22 protein-coding genes and 2 pseudogenes are annotated in these 21,268 nt (G+C 59.3%); 8 read left to right on the plus strand and 16 right to left on the minus strand.

What is annotated here, in order from left to right:
• Positions 1 to 42 precede the first annotated feature (42 nt).
• The 4 genes and pseudogenes from E0501_RS15645 to E0501_RS15660 form a co-directional block, all read right to left on the minus strand.
• Complete coding sequence (locus E0501_RS15645; protein WP_137702303.1) at positions 43 to 681, minus strand: GNAT family N-acetyltransferase; 639 nt, start codon at positions 679 to 681, stop codon at positions 43 to 45.
• Positions 682 to 693: 12 nt separating this feature from the next.
• Positions 694 to 1,629: a diaminopimelate epimerase gene (locus tag E0501_RS15650; RefSeq protein WP_137702304.1), complete on the minus strand. Its 936-nt coding sequence runs from the start codon at positions 1,627 to 1,629 to the stop codon at positions 694 to 696.
• A gap of 89 nt (positions 1,630 to 1,718) precedes the next feature.
• Positions 1,719 to 2,003, minus strand: a pseudogene (locus E0501_RS21380) (DDE-type integrase/transposase/recombinase); the annotation flags it as partial.
• 133 nt (positions 2,004 to 2,136) lie between these two features.
• A complete protein-coding gene (locus E0501_RS15660) occupies positions 2,137 to 2,364 on the minus strand; it encodes a hypothetical protein (RefSeq protein WP_137702305.1) in 228 nt (75 codons plus the stop codon).
• 274 nt (positions 2,365 to 2,638) lie between these two features.
• Between E0501_RS15660 and E0501_RS15665 the strand changes: the two genes are divergently transcribed.
• The 7 genes from E0501_RS15665 (at position 2,639) to E0501_RS15695 (ending at position 8,803) form a co-directional block, all read left to right on the plus strand.
• Positions 2,639 to 3,589, plus strand: coding sequence for an HlyD family secretion protein (locus E0501_RS15665; RefSeq protein ID WP_137702306.1), 951 nt, complete (start codon positions 2,639 to 2,641; stop codon positions 3,587 to 3,589).
• Positions 3,586 to 4,509 (plus strand): ABC transporter ATP-binding protein, encoded by a 924-nt coding sequence (locus E0501_RS15670; protein WP_137702307.1) that lies wholly within the window; start codon positions 3,586 to 3,588, stop codon positions 4,507 to 4,509. The genes E0501_RS15665 and E0501_RS15670 overlap by 4 nt, the downstream gene beginning before the upstream one ends.
• Positions 4,506 to 5,633: an ABC transporter permease gene (locus E0501_RS15675; RefSeq protein ID WP_137702308.1), complete on the plus strand. Its 1,128-nt coding sequence runs from the start codon at positions 4,506 to 4,508 to the stop codon at positions 5,631 to 5,633. The genes E0501_RS15670 and E0501_RS15675 overlap by 4 nt, the downstream gene beginning before the upstream one ends.
• A gap of 171 nt (positions 5,634 to 5,804) precedes the next feature.
• Positions 5,805 to 6,743 (plus strand): LOG family protein, encoded by a 939-nt coding sequence (locus E0501_RS15680; protein WP_137702309.1) that lies wholly within the window; start codon positions 5,805 to 5,807, stop codon positions 6,741 to 6,743.
• A 13-nt stretch (positions 6,744 to 6,756) separates the two neighbouring features.
• On the plus strand, positions 6,757 to 8,127 hold the full coding sequence (locus E0501_RS15685) for an MBL fold metallo-hydrolase RNA specificity domain-containing protein (protein WP_137702310.1): 1,371 nt from the start codon (positions 6,757 to 6,759) through the stop codon (positions 8,125 to 8,127).
• 24 nt (positions 8,128 to 8,151) lie between these two features.
• Positions 8,152 to 8,430 carry a hypothetical protein gene (locus tag E0501_RS15690; protein ID WP_137702311.1) on the plus strand — a complete coding sequence of 93 codons (279 nt, stop codon included), beginning with the start codon at positions 8,152 to 8,154 and terminating at the stop codon, positions 8,428 to 8,430.
• A 13-nt stretch (positions 8,431 to 8,443) separates the two neighbouring features.
• Positions 8,444 to 8,803: a SpoIIAA family protein gene (locus E0501_RS15695; RefSeq protein ID WP_137702312.1), complete on the plus strand. Its 360-nt coding sequence runs from the start codon at positions 8,444 to 8,446 to the stop codon at positions 8,801 to 8,803.
• A gap of 9 nt (positions 8,804 to 8,812) precedes the next feature.
• Here E0501_RS15695 and E0501_RS15700 read toward each other — a convergent pair whose 3' ends face one another.
• The 10 genes from E0501_RS15700 to E0501_RS15745 form a co-directional block, all read right to left on the minus strand.
• The gene (locus E0501_RS15700) at positions 8,813 to 9,637 is read right to left on the minus strand and encodes a F0F1 ATP synthase subunit gamma (protein WP_137702313.1); all 825 of its coding nucleotides are present in this window, start codon (positions 9,635 to 9,637) and stop codon (positions 8,813 to 8,815) included.
• 3 nt (positions 9,638 to 9,640) lie between these two features.
• Positions 9,641 to 11,176, minus strand: coding sequence for a F0F1 ATP synthase subunit alpha (locus E0501_RS15705; RefSeq protein ID WP_137702314.1), 1,536 nt, complete (start codon positions 11,174 to 11,176; stop codon positions 9,641 to 9,643).
• A 4-nt stretch (positions 11,177 to 11,180) separates the two neighbouring features.
• Positions 11,181 to 11,918 (minus strand): F0F1 ATP synthase subunit delta, encoded by a 738-nt coding sequence (locus E0501_RS15710; protein ID WP_137702315.1) that lies wholly within the window; start codon positions 11,916 to 11,918, stop codon positions 11,181 to 11,183.
• Positions 11,919 to 11,922: 4 nt separating this feature from the next.
• Positions 11,923 to 12,171 carry a F0F1 ATP synthase subunit C gene (locus E0501_RS15715; protein ID WP_137702316.1) on the minus strand — a complete coding sequence of 83 codons (249 nt, stop codon included), beginning with the start codon at positions 12,169 to 12,171 and terminating at the stop codon, positions 11,923 to 11,925.
• A 13-nt stretch (positions 12,172 to 12,184) separates the two neighbouring features.
• Positions 12,185 to 12,853 carry a F0F1 ATP synthase subunit A gene (gene atpB / locus E0501_RS15720; protein WP_137702317.1) on the minus strand — a complete coding sequence of 223 codons (669 nt, stop codon included), beginning with the start codon at positions 12,851 to 12,853 and terminating at the stop codon, positions 12,185 to 12,187.
• A 2-nt stretch (positions 12,854 to 12,855) separates the two neighbouring features.
• Entirely contained in the window at positions 12,856 to 13,122 is a 267-nt protein-coding gene (locus tag E0501_RS15725; protein ID WP_137702318.1) for an ATP synthase subunit I, read from the minus strand.
• Positions 13,119 to 13,406, minus strand: a complete 288-nt coding sequence (locus tag E0501_RS15730; RefSeq protein ID WP_137702319.1) for an AtpZ/AtpI family protein — start codon at positions 13,404 to 13,406, stop codon at positions 13,119 to 13,121. Before E0501_RS15730 ends, E0501_RS15725 begins: the two co-directional genes overlap by 4 nt.
• Complete coding sequence (locus E0501_RS15735; protein ID WP_137702320.1) at positions 13,403 to 13,867, minus strand: F0F1 ATP synthase subunit epsilon; 465 nt, start codon at positions 13,865 to 13,867, stop codon at positions 13,403 to 13,405. Before E0501_RS15735 ends, E0501_RS15730 begins: the two co-directional genes overlap by 4 nt.
• Positions 13,864 to 15,297 (minus strand): F0F1 ATP synthase subunit beta, encoded by a 1,434-nt coding sequence (gene atpD / locus E0501_RS15740; protein ID WP_137702321.1) that lies wholly within the window; start codon positions 15,295 to 15,297, stop codon positions 13,864 to 13,866. The genes E0501_RS15735 and atpD overlap by 4 nt, the downstream gene beginning before the upstream one ends.
• A gap of 68 nt (positions 15,298 to 15,365) precedes the next feature.
• A complete protein-coding gene (locus E0501_RS15745; protein ID WP_137702322.1) occupies positions 15,366 to 15,716 on the minus strand; it encodes a hypothetical protein in 351 nt (116 codons plus the stop codon).
• Between the two features lie 130 nt (positions 15,717 to 15,846).
• Between E0501_RS15745 and ppsA the strand changes: the two genes are divergently transcribed.
• Positions 15,847 to 18,231, plus strand: coding sequence for a phosphoenolpyruvate synthase (ppsA, locus tag E0501_RS15750; protein ID WP_137702323.1), 2,385 nt, complete (start codon positions 15,847 to 15,849; stop codon positions 18,229 to 18,231).
• An 80-nt stretch (positions 18,232 to 18,311) separates the two neighbouring features.
• On the opposite strand, the gene E0501_RS15755 is transcribed toward ppsA, so the two are convergent.
• Positions 18,312 to 19,259: a 1-phosphofructokinase family hexose kinase gene (locus E0501_RS15755; RefSeq protein WP_137702324.1), complete on the minus strand. Its 948-nt coding sequence runs from the start codon at positions 19,257 to 19,259 to the stop codon at positions 18,312 to 18,314.
• A gap of 466 nt (positions 19,260 to 19,725) precedes the next feature.
• Positions 19,726 to 21,072 (minus strand): annotated as a pseudogene (locus E0501_RS15760) (IS1182 family transposase).
• Between the last annotated feature and the right edge of the window lie 196 nt (positions 21,073 to 21,268).

Consider the following 21,268-nt stretch of genomic DNA (forward strand, 5'->3'; position numbering starts at 1 on the left):
CGCTCGAGCCACAACCTGGCAATGACGACGGCACGCGCCGGATCAGGCATCCAGTGCCTCCACAAGGTAGTCAGTGTTCGGCAGCATATCCGCAATCCGTTTCAACGTCGGTGGTGTCAGCTCAAGCGTAAGCCCGATACCTACATCCCCTTCTCTGTTGACCGGCGCATTGACGAAACCCAATTTGCGGTAAAAATCCGCCAGTCTGCGCCCCGTTCTGTCCTGCTCCTCTGTCGTCAGACCCGCCACATTGTAACCCAGCAGGTAGATCAGGAAGAGTACCGGTAGCGAAAGCATGCTGCCGATGCCCTTCGCCTCGTAGGCCAGCGAGATGACGGCCGAGTCGACAAAGTAGTCGCTGCCTTCCACGACCGGATTGCCGGGCTCGTCCGCATAACCGAAGAGATAGCCCTCGACTTTGCCGCCAATGGTCAGTGTCAGCAGCAAAGCATCCTGCATCGCCAGACATTCCCGCAGGTCGCTCTCGGTGTAGACGTTGTCCTCAACGCGGAAGATCTCCTCCTCGATCTGCTCCATTCGCGCAAGCAGATCACCATCGACCTCACTGGCCAGATCGAAGCGTGTCTCGACACCAAGCAACGCCGTCAGTTCTGCACTGGTGTGCCGGAGAATATGCATTACCAGGTCGCGTTTTTCGCCGAATTTATCGGGGCTTATCATTATCGTGCCTATTTACGCCTCTGTTAAAGAAATCGGCCTTGGTTCCGCGTAATAATGCTGCAGTTGTTCGAGCGGTAAGCATACCTGGCCGTCACGCAGGAACCCTGAACCGATGCGCACCGGTCGCGCAATGAGATGCCAATGCCCACCATCGAAATAGATACTGTGCATTCCCCCCGGCGAGCAGACATGAAAACGGCGCGGGCCATCCGGCGTGCCGAAGACCGCCGCGGTCGCCGCAACCGAACCGGTGCCGCACGAGAGCGTATGTCGGCGGACACCGCGTTCGTAAGTGCGGATCAGCACCCTGTCATCCTGCTGCTGGAAAACAACCGTTACGTTGACGCCTCCAGGAATGTCCAGAAGATCCGGCAGCGGCCTGCAATACTGCTCGAATTCGCGGCGGTCGATATTGAAGCCCGGCAACGCCTCCGGCAAGCCGAGCACCAGGTGAGGCTCGCCCGCACGTATCAGACCGATCACTGGAAAATTTTTGCAAAGAGCCGGATCAAACTCGAGCCGCTCGGCCTCCCCTACTTCGGCCTGCCAAGCATCACCGACACGCGACGCCCTGCGAACTCCGGTCGGCATCTCGATCGTTACGGCGTCGCGTCCCAACTCATCGCCGATTTTCGAGGAGACATACAGCAGCCCGTTGGCACAGAAATCGGCCTCGAGACCGTCTGCGCCGAATATCCGCAATCGTACGTCAGCGACTTTTGAAGGCTGCAGGACGAGCATGTCGTCGCACAAAGGGCTGGAACTAATCTTGCTGCCCAAATCCAAGAGGAATTCTTCGGAGAACTCCCCCGTTTCGCGCAGATCGAGAACGATAAAGTGATTCATGCAGGTATGCGCATAATCCACAGGAAGCGATGGGGCGAAAATCGTCGGTTCTCCAGCTTTTTTTCCTGTTTTCAAGCTATTGCCGGGCTCATTTTCTGTCAACCAATTGGCGCTTACCTTCGGCTGGGAAACGCCTGCGGCGCTGCCAGCCGAATTCGAACAAGTCTCTGCTGGGACAGTAGCACTGTCCCTTAGGCCGCGCAGAGACCGCGCCACTCGGCCAGAGCAGCAGTTCGATTTTGTTTGAAGTGATCTCGTTTGGAGAGGCTTCAGTCCTGGTTGAAGTGGTTGAAGACGGAGGAGTGAACGGCAACGAATTTCTGCAAACTTCGCATTCGGCGAAAGCGTCGCATCGCCCGCGCTCGTCGTCGGAATGGTAAGTGCGAATTCTCAACGCGGTTGTTAAGTCACCGACCGCACGCCTGCAGATCATCGCAACCCAGATCGCGAGGCGCGGCTTTGTAAGACGGAAACCGAACATACAGCATCACCACCAGGCGAATGATCTCAGGGCTGGTTTTGAAATACTTGAAGGAGAGCGCTTGGTCATAGCCAGAATCTGCGCAAGCCCCCTGCCCGCCTCAAGCCAGGTCTATCTGGCATGATCCCTCAAACGTCTCTGCTCCACTCACCCTCTTCGATAAACGCACCTACCTCCAGAGTCCGATGCGAAAAAACCCGTCGGCACTCGTGCGTATCCACATGCTCGATATCGTAGAGATATTCCCTTGGGCTGTCAGGGTTGGCCAGATCGACAGCCTGTTCCACCACGGCCTCAGCCCCCAAAGTAAGAATATTTTCTGTATGCTTGGCTGTAACCTTCCATTTCGCTGCCATAATGGCCTCCTGTTGTGAGTTTTGGATGCATTACTAGACTGAAACAAACCTAAGGGACGCAATTTCCCGTTTAAGAGTATCATCGGAACAAAGGGTGTTCGAGGCCTTGATTTACGACAAGGCGGTCTATCTTGGGATCGTGCTAATCCGATCTGGCTGCGTGAAGTCATACTTTAAGTTGGAAGAGGACATGCTGGGATCAGTCTGGTGCATTATCGTGTGAATTGCCGGAATCTCATTCTAAGCCTGGCATGGGTTCTCAGAGGAAACGCGGATGAACATTCTTTGTAACCTGCCCCTGATTGCCGGTCTCTTGGCAGAATGCGGACCACCACCTCCTCTGGCGACAGGATATGTTGAAGGGGAATACACCTTGGTTGCACCGGTCGAGGCGTCGCAGGTACGTAGCCTCAATGTACGGCGAGGGGACCACGTTGCAGCAGGAAATGCTCTGGTGGAGATGGAACGGCAGGACGCGGAAATCGCCCTCGCCCAAGCCGACGCGAACCTCGCTCAGGCCCGCAGCCAGCTGGCCGATCTCCTGGAAGGCGCACGTCGCGAAGAAATCGAGGTGATCGAGGCCGACCTCGCAGCGGCACGCTTGCAAGCGGACGAAGCAGAGCGCGCGCTGGAACGCGTAGCGCAACTCTCACAACGCGACGTGGCAACAGATGCTCAGCTGGATGACGCCGAAACTGCCGCCAAGGTCGCCAGAGCGAAGGTTGCCCAGATCACGGCCCAGTTGGCCGTGGCCCGCCTTCCCGCCCGACCGCAAGCTATCGCGCGGGCCAAGGCCGCCGTCGCCGCGGCGGAGGCCGCGCGCAACCAGGTCTCCTGGCGGCTTGAGCAACGCAGCCTGTCACTGACGGCCCCCGTGACAGTGGTCGACATCATTCGCCATGAGGGTGAGATCGCGGGTCCAACCGCCCCGGTCTTGTCCGTGCTTCCGGATGGAGCGGTCAAGCTGCGTCTCTACGTTCCTGAACAGAGCTTCGAAACGATCGCGATAGGCGGCACACTCGAAATTGGTTGCGACGGCTGTCCAGAGGGGCTGACTGCGCGCATCAGTTACATTTCGGATGAACCCGAATTCACGCCGCCAGTGATCTACTCGCTCGAGAACCGGCAAAAGCTTGTGTATCTCGTCGAGGCTCGGCCGACGGGTGAACATACGCTGAAACCCGGGCAGATCATCGAGGTCAGCCTGCCGGAGCCTGCGAAGTGACCACCAACGCGATCACTGTCCGCGAACTGACCAAACGGTTCGGCGACAAAACCGTTGTCAACGGGATCGACCTGTCTGTCCGCCGCGGCGAAATCATGGGCTTTCTCGGCCCGAATGGCTCGGGCAAGACGACAACGATCCGCATGATGTGCGGCCTGCTCGAACCGGATTTCGGCACGGGCACCGTGCTGGGTCACGACATCCGTCGCGAACGCAGCGCGATCAAGCGCAAGGTCGGCTACATGACCCAGCATTTTTCCTTTTACGACGACCTCACCATCGCCGAGAACCTGCACTTCGTTGCCGGGCTCTATGCGATGCGGCCCAAGCGCCAGATCGTGAAAGACACGCTCGAAGATCTCGGCCTCGCCAGCCGCAAGGATCAGCTCGCAGGCTCGCTCTCGGGTGGCTGGAAGCAGCGTCTCGCACTCGCGGCCTGCATCATGCACAAGCCTGAATTGCTGATGCTCGACGAACCGACGGCCGGGGTCGATCCGAAGGCACGCCGGGAGTTCTGGGACGATATTCACGAGCTGGCCAATAACGGTCTGACCGTTCTCGTTTCCACCCACTACATGGACGAGGCCGAACGCTGTCACCGGATCGCCTACCTTTCCTTTGGCAACCTCGTCGCAATCGGCACAACCAAAGACGTCGTTCGGGACGCGGGCCTGACCACGATGATCATCGAGGGCGCGGATGTCCCGTCAGCTGCACGCGCGCTTGCCGGGGAAGAGGGTGTCGACCAGGTCGCGTATTTTGGCGCGACCCTGCATGTGGTCGGATCGGATGCACGGGCACTCAAACGAAGTGTGACACGGATCGCTGCGGAAACGGACTGCACGGCCGTACCAGCCAAGACGAGCCTCGAGGATGTATTTATCCAGCTCATGAACACGTCCAGGGACAACACGCCATGAGCAGGTTCTTTTCCCTTACGCGGCTCAGGGCACTCCTGAGCAAGGAAAGCATCCAGATGCGGCGCGACCGCGTCACATTTGCGATGATGATCGGCGTTCCACTGGTTCAATTGATGCTGTTCGGCTTTGCCATCAACACCGACCCCAAGGAATTGCCGGCCGCTCTGGTTGCTCCGACGCAAGATCGTTTCACCCGGGCCATGGTCAGTGCTCTGGAACTGACAGGGTACTACCGCTTTATCGCCCCCAATGCGACGGCGACGCAGGCCGAGGCGATGATCGCCCGCGGTGACGTGGCTTTCGTCGTCACGGTTCCATCGGATTTCGGCCGACGGATCGAGCGCAATGACAGGGCCGCGATCCTGATCGAGGCGGATGCAACAGATCCCTCTGTCGCGTCGGGCGCGATTTCCACGCTTTCGACCGTTGCAGGCAGGGCGTTGCAGCGTGAAGCCGGAGACGCGGCGCCGCAGCAGGATCGCGGCGTCGAGATTATCGTGCATCGCCGCTACAATCCCGAGGGCATCACCCAGTACAATATCGTGCCAGGCCTCCTTGGGGTCATTCTCCAACTGACCATGGTGATGATGACCGCGATGGCCCTGACGCGCGAAGCCGAGCGCGGAACGATGGAAAACCTTCTGTCCATGCCCGCCACACCGCTGGAAATCATGCTTGGCAAGGTCCTTCCCTATCTTGCGGTCGGCGCCATTCAGGTGGTTGTTGTGCTCGCCGCGGCCAAGTTGATGTTCGATGTGCCATTCATAGGCAGCCTGACCGTCGTTCTTGCCGGCATATTCGTCTTCGTGCTGGCGCTGGTGATTCTTGGCTACCTGATTTCAACCGTTTCGCGCACCCAGATGCAGGCCATGCAGCTGACGTTTTTCTTTTTCCTGCCATCGCTCATGCTCTCGGGCTTCATGTTCCCGTTCCGCGGCATGCCCCAATGGGCCCAACACCTGGGCGAGATTTTTCCACTGACTCACTTCCTGAGGCTGATCCGCTCCGTGATGCTGAAAGGGGCCGAAGCCCAGACGGTTGCGGATTCGTTCGTTGCGCTCGGGTTATTCGTGGTTCTTCTGTCGGTCGCCGCTCTGTTCAGGTTCCGCAGAACTCTGGATTGAACCACCTATCCAGCGAAGAAAAATCCAACGTACCATCCCGTTCTTTCGGCCCGAATGCGCTTGGTGATGGACACCGCTTCATCGGCGCCAGAACAGGTTGATGCACATCAATGATTTGAAGATGGCACAATGCGATCATTTTGTTGCACACTTCGTCAGGCAGGTTGGGCGATGCCATTATCCCGCGACAAACCGGAACCATCACACCCTGAAACCAGGAAGGCAGATCTTCCCTGGAAAAGCCCGAAACCCAGGTCCGAGGATCCGAAGGCGCCCGGCCTTATCCAGGCGATCCTGAAAAGCCCGGAATACGTTGAGGCCGATAAAGACATCGAGTTCCTCCAACTCGATGACACGCGGGGTTTGCGGCTCCAGCTCGACTATATGAAGGCGGAACAACTTCTCCAGGCTCAGGGGATCAAACATTCTATCGTCGTGTTCGGAAGCACCCGAATACCGGAGCCGCAGACCGCCAAGCAAAGAGTCGCAACGCTGGAGGAGCTTTCAAGGAAACACCCAGATGACCAAGACGTTGCCGACAAGCTCAGAACCGCCAAGCGGATTCTTGACAAAAGCCGGTATTACGAAGTCGCCCGAGAGTTCGGGCAGATTGTCGGACGCGCCGAAGGGGCCATGGGAAACAGGCTGGCCATCGTCACGGGTGGCGGGCCAGGCCTGATGGAGGCTGCCAATCGCGGCGCCCACGACGTCAACGCCAGAACCGTCGGCCTGAATATCACGCTGCCGCATGAACAATACCCCAACCCCTATCTGACACCGGGGCTGTGTTTCCGGTTTCACTATTTCGCCATGCGCAAACTGCACTTTTTGCTCAGGGCCCGGGCGCTCGTGGTCTTTCCCGGCGGGTTTGGCACGATGGACGAGTTGTTCGAAACCCTGACGCTCATCCAGACACGGAAAATAAAACCGGTCCCGGTGATCCTGGTCGGCCGCGAATACTGGCAAAAAGCCTTCAACCCCGAATTCCTTGCCGAAGAAGGCGTGATCGACCCGGAAGACAAGGACCTCTTCTGGTGTGCGGAGACGGCTCAGGAAATCTGGGACGATATTCAGCGTTGGTATGCACGCGCCGGCAAATCCCTGACCTGAAAGGACAAACAGCATGCAGTTATCATTTCATGGGGCGGCTCATGGTGTGACTGGATCATGTCACCTCGTATCCGCCGCCGGGCGCAAAATTCTCGTGGATTGCGGCATGTTCCAGGGCGGCCGCGAACTCTATGAAGACAATGCAGAGCCGTTCGGCTTCGACCCGGGCGCAGTCGATTTCATTCTTCTCACCCATGCGCATCTCGATCATTGCGGCCGCATCCCGCTCCTTGTCAGGCGTGGCTTCGAAGGAGAAATCATAAGCACAGCCGCGACCCGCGATCTGACCCGCCTCGTCCTGATGGACTCAGCGCATCTCCACGAGGAAGAGGCGAGGCACCGGCGCAAACACGGCAAGCGCGCCGAAGCTCTATACGATACCGTGGACGCGCTTGATGCTATCGACATGTTCGGCCGGACATCGCAATACGGCAAACCCATAGAGCTTTGCCAGGGCGTGACAGCCACCTTCTTCGATGCCGGGCATATTCTGGGCTCTGCAAGCATCTTGCTTGAGGTGACTGAAAACGGTCAAAGCAAGAGCATCCTGTTCTCCGGCGACATCGGGCCCGGCGACCGGCCACTTCTCAATCCTCCCGCGCCACCGGAGGGGGCCGACTACGTAGTGATGGAGACCACTTATGGCGATCGCCACCACCGATCGCTGGATGCCTCTGTAGAGGAATTCTACGATGCGCTGAAAGATGCCGAGGCGCGCGGCGGCAATGTGGTCATCCCGACTTTCGCCTTGGAGCGCGCTCAGGAACTTTTGTATTTCCTGCACCAAGGCATGGAGAACAAAACGATCCGGTCCTCGCTTCAGGTGTATCTGGATTCGCCCATGGCAATCTCTGCGACGAAAATATTCGAACGCCATCCCGAAGCCATGAAACCCGAGCTCGCCCAGATGCTGCGCTGTCACAAGGATCCGTTCGATCTGCCCGGCCTTCATTTCACACAGGATGCATCGGAATCGCGGGCGCTCAACCGCGTTCGCTCTGGTGCTCTGCTCATGGCGGGATCGGGCATGTGCACCGGCGGACGCGTGCGGCACCACCTGCGCCACAACCTCGCCCACAGCGATTGCAGCGTCGTTTTCGTGGGATATGCCGCCGAAGGAACGCTTGCCCGGATTATCATCGACGGTGCGAAATCCGTGAAGCTGTTCGGCGATCACATTCCGATCAGGGCGAAAATCCACACGATCAACGGATTCTCGGCCCATGCCGGCCGCAAGGAACTTCTCGAGTGGCACAGCCGCACCGGCAAGCCCAAGACTACATTCCTGGTCCACGGCGAAGAAAAGTCGATGCAAAACATCGCGAAAACGCTGAAGGGGCATCACGTGCAAATGCCTAAGATTCATCAAAGTTTTGAACTCTGACACGACCACACGAAAGGAAGCGAAATGGCCGACTATCTAGAACATCTTGCGAGCAAGCTGCACGAAATCGACAGCGGGATCGAAGCAGCCAAGGCCAAACTGGAAAAAGCCGACATTGGCGAGAAAACCAAGGCGCTTGCCGAGTTGAGCCAATTGCGCCTGCTCCATGAGGACCTCTCGAACCGCATCGAAGACGCCAAGAAGAAAGACGCCGACGAATGGTCATCGCTCCGGACGGGCTTTCAGGAAGAGGCGGACGGTCTCAAGGACACTGTCGAAAAATGGCTGACGCGGTTGAGCTAGGCAGGTTGCCAAAATGATCGAGTTCATGGACGAAAGTCACGGGAACGTCGTCGGACTGCGCGTCAGCGGCACGCTTCATGAAAAGGACTATGCCGAGTTTCTGCCGAAACTCGAAGACCTTTTCCGAAAACATGGCAAGCTGCGCGTAATGTTCCTTGCCGGGCCGGATTTCCACGGTTGGGATCTCTCGGCCGCCTGGCAGGATACGAGCCTGGGGTTCAAGCATGCATCCGATTTTGAGAAACTCGCCCTCGTGGGCGCACCTGACTGGGTGGTCTGGTGCGTCCGGCTCAGTGCGTTTCTGTTCAAAGGCGAGGTGCGTGTCTTCCCGGCTTCCGAATTCTCCGAGGCCTGGCGCTGGTTGAACGACTGACGCCTGCCCCTATTGCTGGTTGGCCGCTTCTGCCCCCGTCACGACATCAAGCATATCGGAGGTCGTCTCTTCCTGCCTTGCGACGCGCATATCGCGCGTCAGACGTTCCAGTTTTTTGTCGATATTTCTTGATGCCGCATCCATCGTTCCAAGCCGCGCGGCGTTCTCGCTGGCCAGGCTTTCCATCAGGGTATGCGCGATCTCGGCAAAAAGATACTCGTCTGTCAGGCCAGCCAGGAGTTTCTGGGACGGAACATGGGTCACTGGCGGAGTGCGAAGCTCGCTTTGCGGCAATTTCGCCAGAGGCACCACCTGCTTCTCGGCCAAATCGAACAACGCGCCGGTTTTTCGGCAGGCAAACACAATTCTCACCGAGGCGCAGTTGCTCAGTGCCCGGGCGATGCGCCGGGCAAGCGTCGTCACACCCTCTATCCGCGTTGTCATCGGAAAGCCGGTCAATTCAGCCATACCCTTTTCGGACGCAACAACTTGCCCACGCCGACCGACGATCAGCAGCTGTTCGTCCGGTGCGCGCAGTCCCAGGGCGTGACCGATCAAGCGGGAATTGAAGCCGCCAACAAACCCGTTCTCGGAGGCGATAACCAACAGGCTTTGCCCAGCTTCCTTTTCACTGGCCGCATCGCCCGCAAAGTCCCGCACAAGTGGCGCGATCTCCGAAATCGCGCGCTCGACGACCTGTTTATACGCTCGCGTGCCGTCAAGCGCCTCCTGCGCATCCTGAGCCCGCGATGCAGCCATCGAGCGAAGCGCCCCAACCAGATCACCCAGTTCCTGCAGGCTCTCCAGACGGGCCGTTATCTGGCTCAACTCCATGTGTCAGGCCTCATCGCCTTCTCTCACTTGCGTCAACTCGGCGGCACAGGCATCGACGATCTCTAGGAGCGCAGCGCGCGCCTCGTCAGTCACTTCTTTTGTTTCGTTGATTTCCGCAACGGCACGAGGACGTTCAGTCGGCAACCGCTTGGCCAGCATCTCTCGAAATCTCTCCACCTCGGCCACCGGAAGCGCATCCATCCGCCCTTCGGTCACAGCAAGAAGAAGGGCGACCTGCAACGACAGCGGCAAGGGAGAATACTCCTCCTGCCGGAGTATCGCCCTGAGACGTCGACCATGTTCGATCTTCTTCAACGTCCGGTCATCGACCATGGCCCCGAAACGCGTAAAGACCTCAAGCTCGAGAAACTGCGCGTAATCGAGCTTCAAAGTGTTCGCCAGCGACTTGATCGCTCTGGCCTGCGTGGCACCACCGACGCGTGACACGCTCATTCCGACATTCACCGCGGGTTTCTGACCTTCGTAGAACAGTTTCGGCTCAAGATAGATCTGCCCGTCCGTGATCGAAATCAGGTTCGTGGGAATATAGGCCGTCAGGTTGCCCGATTGGGTCTCCGCCAACGGCAACGCGGTGAGGGAGCCGCCTCCGTTTTGCTCCGAAAGCTTTGCGGCACGCTCGAGAAGACGTGAATGCAGATAAAAGACGTCCCCTGGATACGCTTCGCGCCCGGGCGGGTTCCTCAGAATAAGCGAAAGCTGCCGGTAAATGATCGCATGTTTCGTCAGATCATCCAGGATCAGGAGCGCATGCCGCCCACGGTCGCGGAAATATTCTGCAATGGTGCAGGCGGCATAGGGCGTGATCCATTGCGCGCCGGGCGCGGCGTCGGAGGCCCCCATGACGAAAATGCAGCGCTCGGCCGCGCCGTGGTCGCGAACGGACTTGATGACACGAGCAAACGTCGATGCCTTCTGGCCGATGGAAGCGTAGATACAGATGACGTCGGTATCACGCTGGTTGATGATCGTATCAATCGCGATCGTTGTCTTGCCGGTCTTGCGATCCCCAATAACAAGTTGGCGCTGACCTCGCCCGAGGGGGATCATGGAATCAACGACGGTGAGCCCGGTCAAAAGCGGTTCGGTCACGAGGTCACGGTCAACGATTCCGGGGGCCGGACGTTCCAACGGATCCATGCGCTCAGCTACAATTGGCGGTCCGTCGTCAAGCGCCTCCCCGACTGGAGAAATAACGCGTCCGAGCAGGTCTTCCCCCACTGGCACGCGGGCAACTTCGCCTGTGCCATAGACCCGCCCCCCGGCTGAAATCGTCTCATCCGACGACAGCAGAACGCACCCGACAAAGGCCTCCTCGACCGTCATCGCCAGGCCTAAAGTCCCGTCTTCGAACCGCAGGAGTTCGCCCAGTTTCGTATGCGGCAAGCCCGCCACGCGGGCGACACCATCGCCGATCAGTTCCACACGCCCGATCCGCCTGAACTCGGGCTCCAGCGCGCTTTCGCCGATGCGGTGCCGGGCCTGCGCGATCCATGCCTGCATGTCCTTTTCTAACGTCATGGCATCACATCTTCAGCTCGGCCGCCGCGCGCCGCAACCGGTCCGCGACAGAGAAGCTCAGGACGGAATGGGCAAACCGCAATTCGGCTCCTCCAATGATATCTGGATCCGTCTCAAACGAAATCTTTCCGTCCCCGAAATGCTCGGAAACAAAGTTGCGCCAGCGGGACTGCTCGGTCGTCGACAGCGGTGTTGCGGTTACAATCTTCAACTCTGCCGACGCCCCGGCGAAATCGGCACGCAGATCCGCCATGTCGGCCTCGCTCAGGCCGTCCAGATAGTCCGAAACACGCGCCAACAGCTCGGGTTCTTCCAGGTTTCCCCCTTCCGCCAACGCCTTGAAGGCCAGGTCTTGCGCAAGATCCGCAATCTGGTCGCGCAGAGTTTCAAAGGTCTTGTGGCGCTCGGTCTCGATCTGAGCGCGGGCATCGGACAACAACTTATCAGCCTCTTTCCGGGCCTTCTCCAGAACGTCCTCGCGCTCGTTTTCCATCTGCGTTTGCAGCTTTGCCTCTTCCTCGCGCAGCGTTTGCGACAGCTCCGCACGTTTTGCCTCGAATTCTTCTCGCGCGGCGTCTGCCGCCTCAGTTTTTTCTTGCGCTGCTTCGGCCGCCTTCTGATCCGCGGCTTCACGCTCCTCGATGACCCGTCGGATTGGCCGATACAGGAATTTGCTCAACAGCCAGACAACGACCAGAAAATTGATCGTTTGAAGCGCGAGGGTCCACCAGTCGATCGCCATTGCCTCAGCCGGTAAAAGGGTTCGCGTAAAGCAGAAGCAGAGCAATCACCAGACAGTAGATTGCCATCGTCTCGATCATCGCGAGACCGACGAACAACGTCCGGGACAGTGTTCCCGCTGCCTCCGGCTGCCGTGCAATCGCCTCCATGGCCGCGGCGATTGCTCGGCCTTCGCTGAAAGCAGGCATTATCGCCCCGAAGGAAACGGCCACGACCGCCCCCAGGATACTGACCACCTCAACCAGATTTTCCATGTCGTTTCCTTTCTCACGCCTCGACCGCGCCAACCGCGGCGGCGATGTATACTGTTGCTAGAACGGTGAAGATATAAGCTTGGATGATCCCGATCAGGATGCCGAGCAGCAGGAACGGAATTGGCACCAGTAGCCCTGCCAGAAACACCACGATCGCGATAACGAATTCATGGCTCATCATGTTTCCGAAAAGGCGGATCATCAGCGAAAAGGTGCGCGTCAGCTCCGACAGGATATTTAGCGGCAGCAGGAACAGGTTGGGTTCTGCATAGTGCCGCAGGTATTGCCAGCCGCCTCGCGCACGAATTCCAAAGAAATGGACCGACAAGAACACGATCAATGCTAGGGCAGCGGGTGTTTCGATATGGCCTGTCGGCGGCGTTGCCCCAGGCAGAATCGCGGCAAGATTGGCAAGCACCAGGAAAATGAAAAGCGACCCCAGCAATGGCAGGAAAGGCCACGGATCCCGGCCCAGGATTTCACGCAGCTGCGCCGCGATTGTCGTCACCACGATTTCCAAAGCGGCTTGTACCGGGCCCGCCTTCGCAACCGGACGCCTGAGCGCGATCGACAGAAACACGAAAAGAACCGCCATGATCGCCCATGTTGTCACGACGGCGCGGCTGATTGGTACGGAGCCCAGCTGAAACACGATATCAACAGCAAGGGGGCTTCCCTCCATGCCTAGCCCTCCCTCATTTTGCGCACCGCCATGCTGCGCATCAGCAGGAAACCGGCCAACATCACGATCACGGACAAGGCACCACTCTGTGCCGCGAAATAGAACGCTACCCCCGCCAATCCGACACGAAGCGCCAGCGGGCCGAAGGCGGCAATCCAACCCGTCTCGCGCATAATGGCCTGAACCGAAAGATGGATCAGGAAGAGGTAAACCCCACCCAGCGCAAGGCCGCAAACAAACCACGGTATCTGGCTTTGAATGATACTCATTTCTCGTTCATCCTTCTCCAGGCGAGGTAGAAGCCAAGGCCGGCCCCGGCAAAGGTCAACGCGCCGCTCAGTGTCACGCCGGTGCCAAGGCGATCATCAAGCCAACGGCCCGCGAACACGCCGATCAGAACCGGGATCACGATTAGCCAGCCAAGTGCGCCGATCATGGACAGGTTCTGCCACAACGGGCGCTCGCCCTCGCTTTCCCAGGTTTTTCGTCGCGCCTGACGAAGACGAATTGCATCCTGCATATGCTGGCGCCCCTCTTGATCCTCTTCGCTCATCCGGCAGCCTCCTGCCCGCTTGCATCGGCACGACCGTCAAGCCGGGGCGGCATCGCTTGTGCCCCCCGTTCGACGCGCAGCACTTTTTCGATCTGCCGGATCGTGGCCAGGTGCAAACGCGTCTCCGAGGTTCGCGCCACATCCTCGACCTCGTCGGACTGGCGCAATTCTTCTAGAACCTTCGTCCCGAGCGCCGGCAGTTCGTCATCACGAAAGCCTCCGCGCGCGGCGATCTCCACATGCTCGCCATTCCGAACCGTCAAGACACCCTGCCGCACAAGCACGAAACCCTCCCGTCCATCCGACGCTCGCCAGGTCACGATCGAAATCGGAAGGATCGCCACGAGATCGGCATGACCAGGCAAAATCCCGAAGGCCCCGGTTTCGTCTTCTGCACGCACATGCTGAACGTCCTGGACGTCCTCGACCAGCGCGGTTGGGGTACTCACCGTCAATCTCATGCGGCCCTCCCCTTTGTCCGCTGTTCCGCCTCCTCGAACGTCCCGATCATGTAGAGATCGCTCTCTTCCATCTCGTCGGCCTTGCCATCCAGGATCGCCTCGCAACCTGCCAATGTATCGTCGAGCGCAACCATTGCCCCCGGCTTGCCCGTGAATTGGGACGTGACGGCGAAAGGTTGGGTGAGAAAGCGGATCAACCTGCGCGCCCGCCCCACCGCCTTGCGATCTGCAGCGCTCAGTTCCTCGATCCCCAGAAGCGAAATGATCTCGCGCAACTCCCGGTACTGCTCGATCAGCTGCCGCGTTTTCTCGGCGATATCATAGTGCCGGTGACCGACGATCGAGGGATCAAGCAGCGTCGAACTCGACGCGAGAGGATCAACGGCAGGATACAGCCCCTCACCCGCCATCTCCCGGCTTAGCACGATGGAACTGTCGAGATGGGTAAACGTGGCCGCAACCGCTGGGTCGGTGAAATCGTCGGCTGGCACATAAACAGCCTGAATCGAGGTAACCGCTGCGCTGTGAACCGACGCGATCCGCTCTTCGAATTCTGCGATTTCCGAAGCCAGCGTCGGTTGATATCCGACCCGCGACGGCAGACGACCCAGCAATCCCGAAACCTCCGCCCCCGCCTGGACGAAGCGAAAAACATTGTCGACCAGAAGAAGCACGTCTTTGCCTTCCTCATCCCTGAAATGCTCGGCAATCGCCAGGGCGCTCAGCGCGACCCGCCACCGGGCGCCCGGCGGCTCGTTCATCTGCCCAAAGACAAGGGCCGTGCGATCGATCACCCCCGATTTCTTGAGGTCGAGCCAAAGCTCATGGCCCTCGCGCGATCTCTCGCCGACCCCCGCAAAGACCGATGTGCCCTTATATTTTTCCGCGATTGTCCGGATCAGCTCCATGATCAGGACGGTCTTGCCCACCCCCGCCCCCCCGAACATCGCTGCCTTTCCCCCGTTTGCAAGCGGCGCCAGCAAATCGATCACCTTAATGCCGCTAAGGAAAAGATCGCGGCTAGCCGTCTGCGCGGCCAGCTTTGGCGGTTTGCGGTGGATCAGGTTTCGTTTCATCCCGTCAGGCAACGGCGGACCGTGGTCGATAGGATCACCCACCACGTTAAGAAGCCGCCCCAGGACCGCTTCACCAACCGGAATGCTGATCGGCCCGCCGGTGTCCAGCACCTCTGCCCCGCAGGCCAGCCCCGCGGTCTCCTGAATGGCGACACAGCGCACGGTTCTTACATCCTTGTGCTGCTGCACTTCGAGCGTCAGGCGCTTGGGTGTCTCCCATTGCACTTCCAGGGCCGAGTTTATCTCCGGCAACTTTCCGGCCGGAAACCGAACATCCACGACCGATCCGGAAACGCGGGAAACGCTTCCACGTACTCTCTTTTCATCCTGCAGTCGCGTGCGGTGATCGGTCATGACGTGTTGAAAAACCTCAACAGAAGACGATTGCGAACAAACCTTCGGTGTCAAACCTAGCGGGCTCCTCAGTGCCCGAACGCAAGAACTTTCACGAGTGCCGCCAACATGGCGTGGGGCAAATTGGGCCCGCGGCCAACCCCGATGTATTCATCATTGTCCCGGACACCGGACTTTCTCAACGTGCAGCGCCAATGTCCGTTCGGCCCGTGCGCAATGCCCTTTGCCGACACGCTCCATCCCGGTCGCACTTCACAAATCACGGCGAGTATCCGATCGGTCGAGTCCAGACCCTCCCGATCGAAGTCCTTCGCCTCGATCGCCTTGCGAATTACCGCGACGATTTGATCGGCAAGCTCGCCACCCAGCGTGAGTGACGCCTCGATTTTGCGGGCAAGATCGGCTGTTGCTTTGTCCATTTCGCACCCTTTCGTCCAGTTTTCTCTAACCCGGGATCGCGGCGGGCGGCCTTGATGCGGATCAATGCCCAGAATGGCACGCAAGCTACGTTAACCTGAATTCGGCTCTAAGCGAGATGGAAAGCATCAGATGCCAATCTCAGACGAAGTTTGCTTCTTTGAAAGCATAGGCCGCAAAGATCTTGCCGTTTTTGGCGGCAAGAACGCGTCACTGGGCGAGATGGTGCAGACGCTCGCAGAGGTCGGGATTGCTGTCCCGCCGGGTTTTGCAACAACGGCCGATGCCTATCGCCGGTTTCTCGCCGAGAATGCGCTCGACCAGGTGATCTCGGAAACGCTCGCCGCGCTGGAAACCAACAAGACCACGCTCAAGGCGGCAGGCGAAAAGATTCGCACCGCGATTGTCGCTGGTGACTGGCCGAAAGAAACCGAAGGCGCAATTCGGGAGGCCTACCGTATCCTTTCGGAACGTGCACAGCACGATAACGTCGCCGTCGCGGTCCGGTCCAGTGCCACGGCCGAAGATCTCCCCAACGCAAGCTTCGCAGGTCAGCAGGAAACCTTCCTGAACATTGCAGGGGAGGACGCTTTGCTGACAGCCTGCAAGAAATGCTACGCATCGCTCTTCACCGACCGCGCCATCACCTATCGCAAGCTCATGGGCTTCGATCACCAGATGGTCGCTCTCTCGGTCGGGGTTCAGCAGATGGTCCGCTCCGATCTCGGCGGCTCGGGCGTTATGTTCTCGATCGACACCGAAACCGGCTTTGACAAGGTGGTCCTGATAAACGCGGCCTGGGGGCTTGGCGAAAATGTGGTGCAAGGCGCGGTCACCCCCGACGAAATCCAGGTATTTAAACCGTTTCTCGACCGCCAGGGCCTGCGCCCGATCATCGAGAAGAAACTCGGCGCCAAAGAGATCAAGATGATCTACGCAAGCGGCGAAGGGCCGCGCCAGGTGCGCAACGTGCCAACCTCGAAGGCCGAGCGCGCGCGCTTCGTTCTGAGCGACGACGAGGCCCTTCAACTCGCACATCAAGCCATTGTCATCGAAAAACACTATGGCGTGCCCATGGACATGGAATGGGCCAAGGACGGCGAGACCGGCAAACTGTTCATCGTCCAGGCCCGCCCGGAAACCGTTGAATCGCAAAGAAAATCCGGAACGTTCAAACGTTACGACATCGAATCGCATGGCGCGACCCTGGTCAGTGGTCTCGCGGTCGGCGAACAGGTCGCTTCGGGGCCTGTCTGCCTTATCGAAACACCCGATGAGATGGACCGCTTCATAGACGGCGCGGTGCTGGTGACCTCGGCAACGGATCCGGACTGGCTGCCGCTGATGAAACGTGCCTCGGCCATTGTGACCGATCACGGCGGTCGAACCAGCCACGCCGCCATTGTCAGCCGCGAACTGGGCGTGCCCGCACTGGTCGGCTGCGGCAACGCCACCGAGCTGCTTCACGACCAGCAGGAAATCACGGTCAGCTGCGCGGAAGGTGATGTGGGCTATGTCTACGAAGGGCGCAGCGAAGTATCGGTCGAAGAGATCGACCTGACAGAGGTTCCCGCGACACGCACGAAGGTCATGCTCAATCTGGCCAACCCGGCAACCGCCGCCCGCTGGTGGCGACTGCCCGCCGATGGCGTTGGCCTTGCCCGGATGGAATTCGTCGTCGCGAATACCGTACGCGTCCACCCCGAGGCGCTGCTCCATTTCGATGAATTGCGAGACGAAGCAGTGCGCGCCGAGATCAACACGCTCACCCGTGGCTATGAAGTCAAGGCCGATTACTTCGTCGACAGCCTGTCGCTCGGACTGGCACGCATCGCCGCGGTAGCGCACCCACATCCGATGATCCTGCGGATGAGTGACTTCAAGACGAACGAATATGCGGATCTCCTTGGCGGCGCACAGTTCGAACCGGAAGAAGACAATCCCATGATCGGCTGGCGCGGCGCATCGCGCTACTACGACCCGGCCTACGAAGATGGGTTCCGTCTCGAATGTCGCGCGGTGCGGAAACTGCGCGAGGTAATCGGCTTCGACAACGTGATGGTCATGATCCCCTTCTGCCGAACACCCGAGGAGGCCGACCGCGTACTGGATGTGATGCAGCAAGAAGGACTGCAGCGCGGGGCCAAGGGGCTGCAGATCTACGTCATGTGCGAAATTCCCGCGAACGTCATCCTGGCCGAAGAGTTCGCGAAAAGGTTCGATGGCTTTTCCATCGGCTCCAACGACCTGACACAACTCACCCTCGGCGTCGACCGGGACAGCGACAAGCTGGCCCCGCTCTTCGATGAACGCAACCCGGCTGTGGAATGGATGATCCGTACCGTCGTCCAAAAGGCGCATGACGCCGGCGCGAAAGTCAGCCTGTGCGGGCAAGCGCCATCGAACTATCCGTCTTTCGCCCGCGTTCTGGTCGATGCCGGGATCGATTCAATCTCGGTGGTGCCGGACAGTTTTCTTCAGGTGAAGAAACACGTGGCCGCCAGCGAGTCCAAATGACGGCCCGGCACGCCTGTTTATCCCATTGCCTGAAGGGTCATTTGTCCGCGACGGTATTGTGAAAACCCACAAGTCCCGTTTCAGACAGCCTCCACCCGGCATTCCGGCATCAGGCGCACCACGTCCGCGCCTTCGCACAGGTTTGTCGCCTCGGTCATGACGGCTGCGGCCGCTGCGGCAACGCCCGCCTGCAAAGCCGCTTCAACGCCGTCACCTTGCGCAAGGCGCCACGTGACCGCCCCCATGAGGCTGTCGCCCGCGCCCGTTTCACTTTTGACCGGCACCTTTGGTGGCCGGCAAAACAGCCTCTGTGTTCCATCCACCAGAACCGACCCTTCGGACCCGCGGCTTACAATCACCATTTCCGCCACCCCCCGATTGATCAGGTCCCTTCCGAACTCAGCACTATCTCCAGCGTCCTTCAATACCTTCCCCGCAGCCTGCGCGGCCTCAGCCATATCAAGACGTAAGACAGCAAGCGGACCGCCCTTGCCGGACAATATCGCGTCCATCGCGGGACCAGAGGTGTCGGCAAATAGCCTGGCGCCCACGTTCGAAAGGCGTGCCGACAGGCGTATCAGGAAATCGTCGGGCGCGCCCGGCGGCTGACTGCCGCTGAAAACCACGATGCCCCCCGCCGCCAACTCACCGATCCGCCGCAGCGCGTCTTCGATCTCTCCCTCGGTAAGACGTGGTCCGGGCAGAATGAACCGGAAATGCTCCGCGGTATCAGTCTCGGTCACGGCAAAGCTGATGCGGGTCGAACCGTTGACGTCCATAACCTCGGCTTCGATCCCCTCGGCTTGCAGCAGCGAAAGAACTTCATCGCCGACTGCCCCGCCAAGCGCGACGAAGGCGTGGCTATGTCCCCCGATACGCCGGATCGCGCGGGACACGTTTATCCCGCCACCACCCGGATTGAGCATTGGCGCACTGCACCGCAACTTGGAACGGGATCGGATGACGGGCACCGAAGTCTCGTAGTCCAACGCGGGGTTCATGGTAACGGTCCAAATCTGGTTCATCATGTCATCCCAAACACCGTCGTTAGGAAATATCCCGGATTTGCGTGCCGGTCTTTGTCAAAACTGCATCGCACCCCGGCAGACATCCTCGTCCTGCTTCTTCCAACTGCATCCGTTTCTCCGTCACGCCGCCCTGATCTGCGCATTCACACTGCGATCGGCCACACCGTGCAGCAGCAATTCGATCACGAAGGAACCGCCGAAGGTAATGTCAGAATAAACACCGGAAGCACAGCACTCTGAACATGCGGCAAAAATTCTGCCGGATTTGCTTTGTTGGCAAGACAACTGAGCAGAATGGCGTAATTCGCTAAGCGGACATTTGTGCAGCCGCAGCAAAAGTCTACTATGTCCGCTTAGCAGCCATTCGAACCGACCACAGCAAACGGCGGCTCAGAGCCGATTGTGTTGAAGAAGTCGGTCTAAAGATCGCGCTACTGGTCCGGCCGTGTGCGGCTTGGTCTTGCATTCAGGCTAAGGCGGGCGTTGCGGTGATCAATTTCGCGAGTTTTCGGAGGTTTTGGGCGGTTGCGGCGAGGAGGAACTCGTCTCTGGCGCCGTTGGGTCCGCGGAGGCGCAGCCGGTCGAGCCGGAGAATGCGTTTGAGATGGGCGAAGAGCATCTCGACCTTCTTTCGCCTTCGGCTGGCGTCAGCGTAGGCATCCGTCGTCACGATGCAGCGGGCTGCGTCGCGTGCGGCCTCGTGGACATGGCGGGAGATCTTCCTGGTAGGCTGGTTCGGGGTGCACTGTTCTTTGAGCTCACAGGCCGAACAGTCCTGCTTGCGAGCGAAGTACTTCCGGAAGCCGTCCTTGCCGACCCCATCTCGAGGCGTCTTCATCTTGCGCCAGTACTTCTTCAGGGCCTTCCTGCCTGGGCACGTGTACTCGTCTCGCTCCGGGTCGTAGCGGAACTCGGCATTGGAGAAGGTGCCGTCCCGGCGCTCCGACTTGTCGATAACCGGGATATGCGGCTCGATGCCTTCGCCGACGAGCCAGCCGAGCATCTCGCCAGAGCCGTAGGCCGTGTCTGCCGCAAGCCGCTCTGGCGTCAGGCCGAAGCGATCCCTCGTTCGTGCGATCATCGCCCGCGTAGCGCCGACCTCCGCCGTGCGGATCGACCTGGTGGCCTCTACATCGAGGATCACGCCGTGGTCCGTGTCGATTAGGTAGTTGTCGGAATAGGCAAAGAAGGCTGGCCCCTTCCGCGCGCCGGTCCACTGGCTGGCAGGATCGGCGAAGGAGGTGAACTTCGGCTCAACTTCGCTCGCCGCCCCGAAGGCGGCATTGTCCAGCGTCTCGAGATACTCGCGCACGGCACGCGGCGCGGAAGTCACATCGATCCGGTCTGGGTCCCAATCCGCCTTGGCTGCTGCGTACTGCTTGTTCGCGTCCGCCTGGATGAGGCTGGCATCAGAGGCGAAGGTCTGGCCACCAACCAGGCCCTCGGCAATACAGCGGGCGACTACGCTCTCGAACAGGTGTCGGAAAAGGTCACTGTCCCGGAACCTGCCGTGGCGGTTCTTCGAGAAGGTCGAATGATCAGGCACCGGATCGTTCAGATCGAGGCGACAGAACCAACGATACGCCAAGTTCAGGTGCACCTCCTCGCAGAGCCGCCGCTCCGACCGGATCCCGAAGGCGTAGCCCACGATCAGCATCCGGATCATCAGCTCGGGATCGACCGAGGGCCTGCCTGTCGTGCTGTAGAAAGGTGCGAAATGTCAGCGCATATCTCCGAGATCGACGAACCTGTCCATGGCTCTCAACAGATGATCAAGTGGCACGTGATCCTCGATCGAGAACTCGTAGAACAGCGCGCCCTACGCCACCTGCCTCAGCCCCATCATCGCCAGAACTCCCTTGCTTCAAGGAAAGTGAATCAGCAGTCAAAGCATCGCTCAAGAAGAGTTTTTCAACACAATCAGCCCAGAGCGGACGTTGCTCAGAGCAAAGCATATCAAGCTGCTCAAACCATCCTGATCTGGCAATTTGTCTTTCGAAATAATGAGA

Source organism: Marimonas lutisalis, from assembly GCF_005434965.1.
Lineage (GTDB): Bacteria > Pseudomonadota > Alphaproteobacteria > Rhodobacterales > Rhodobacteraceae > Marimonas_A > Marimonas_A lutisalis.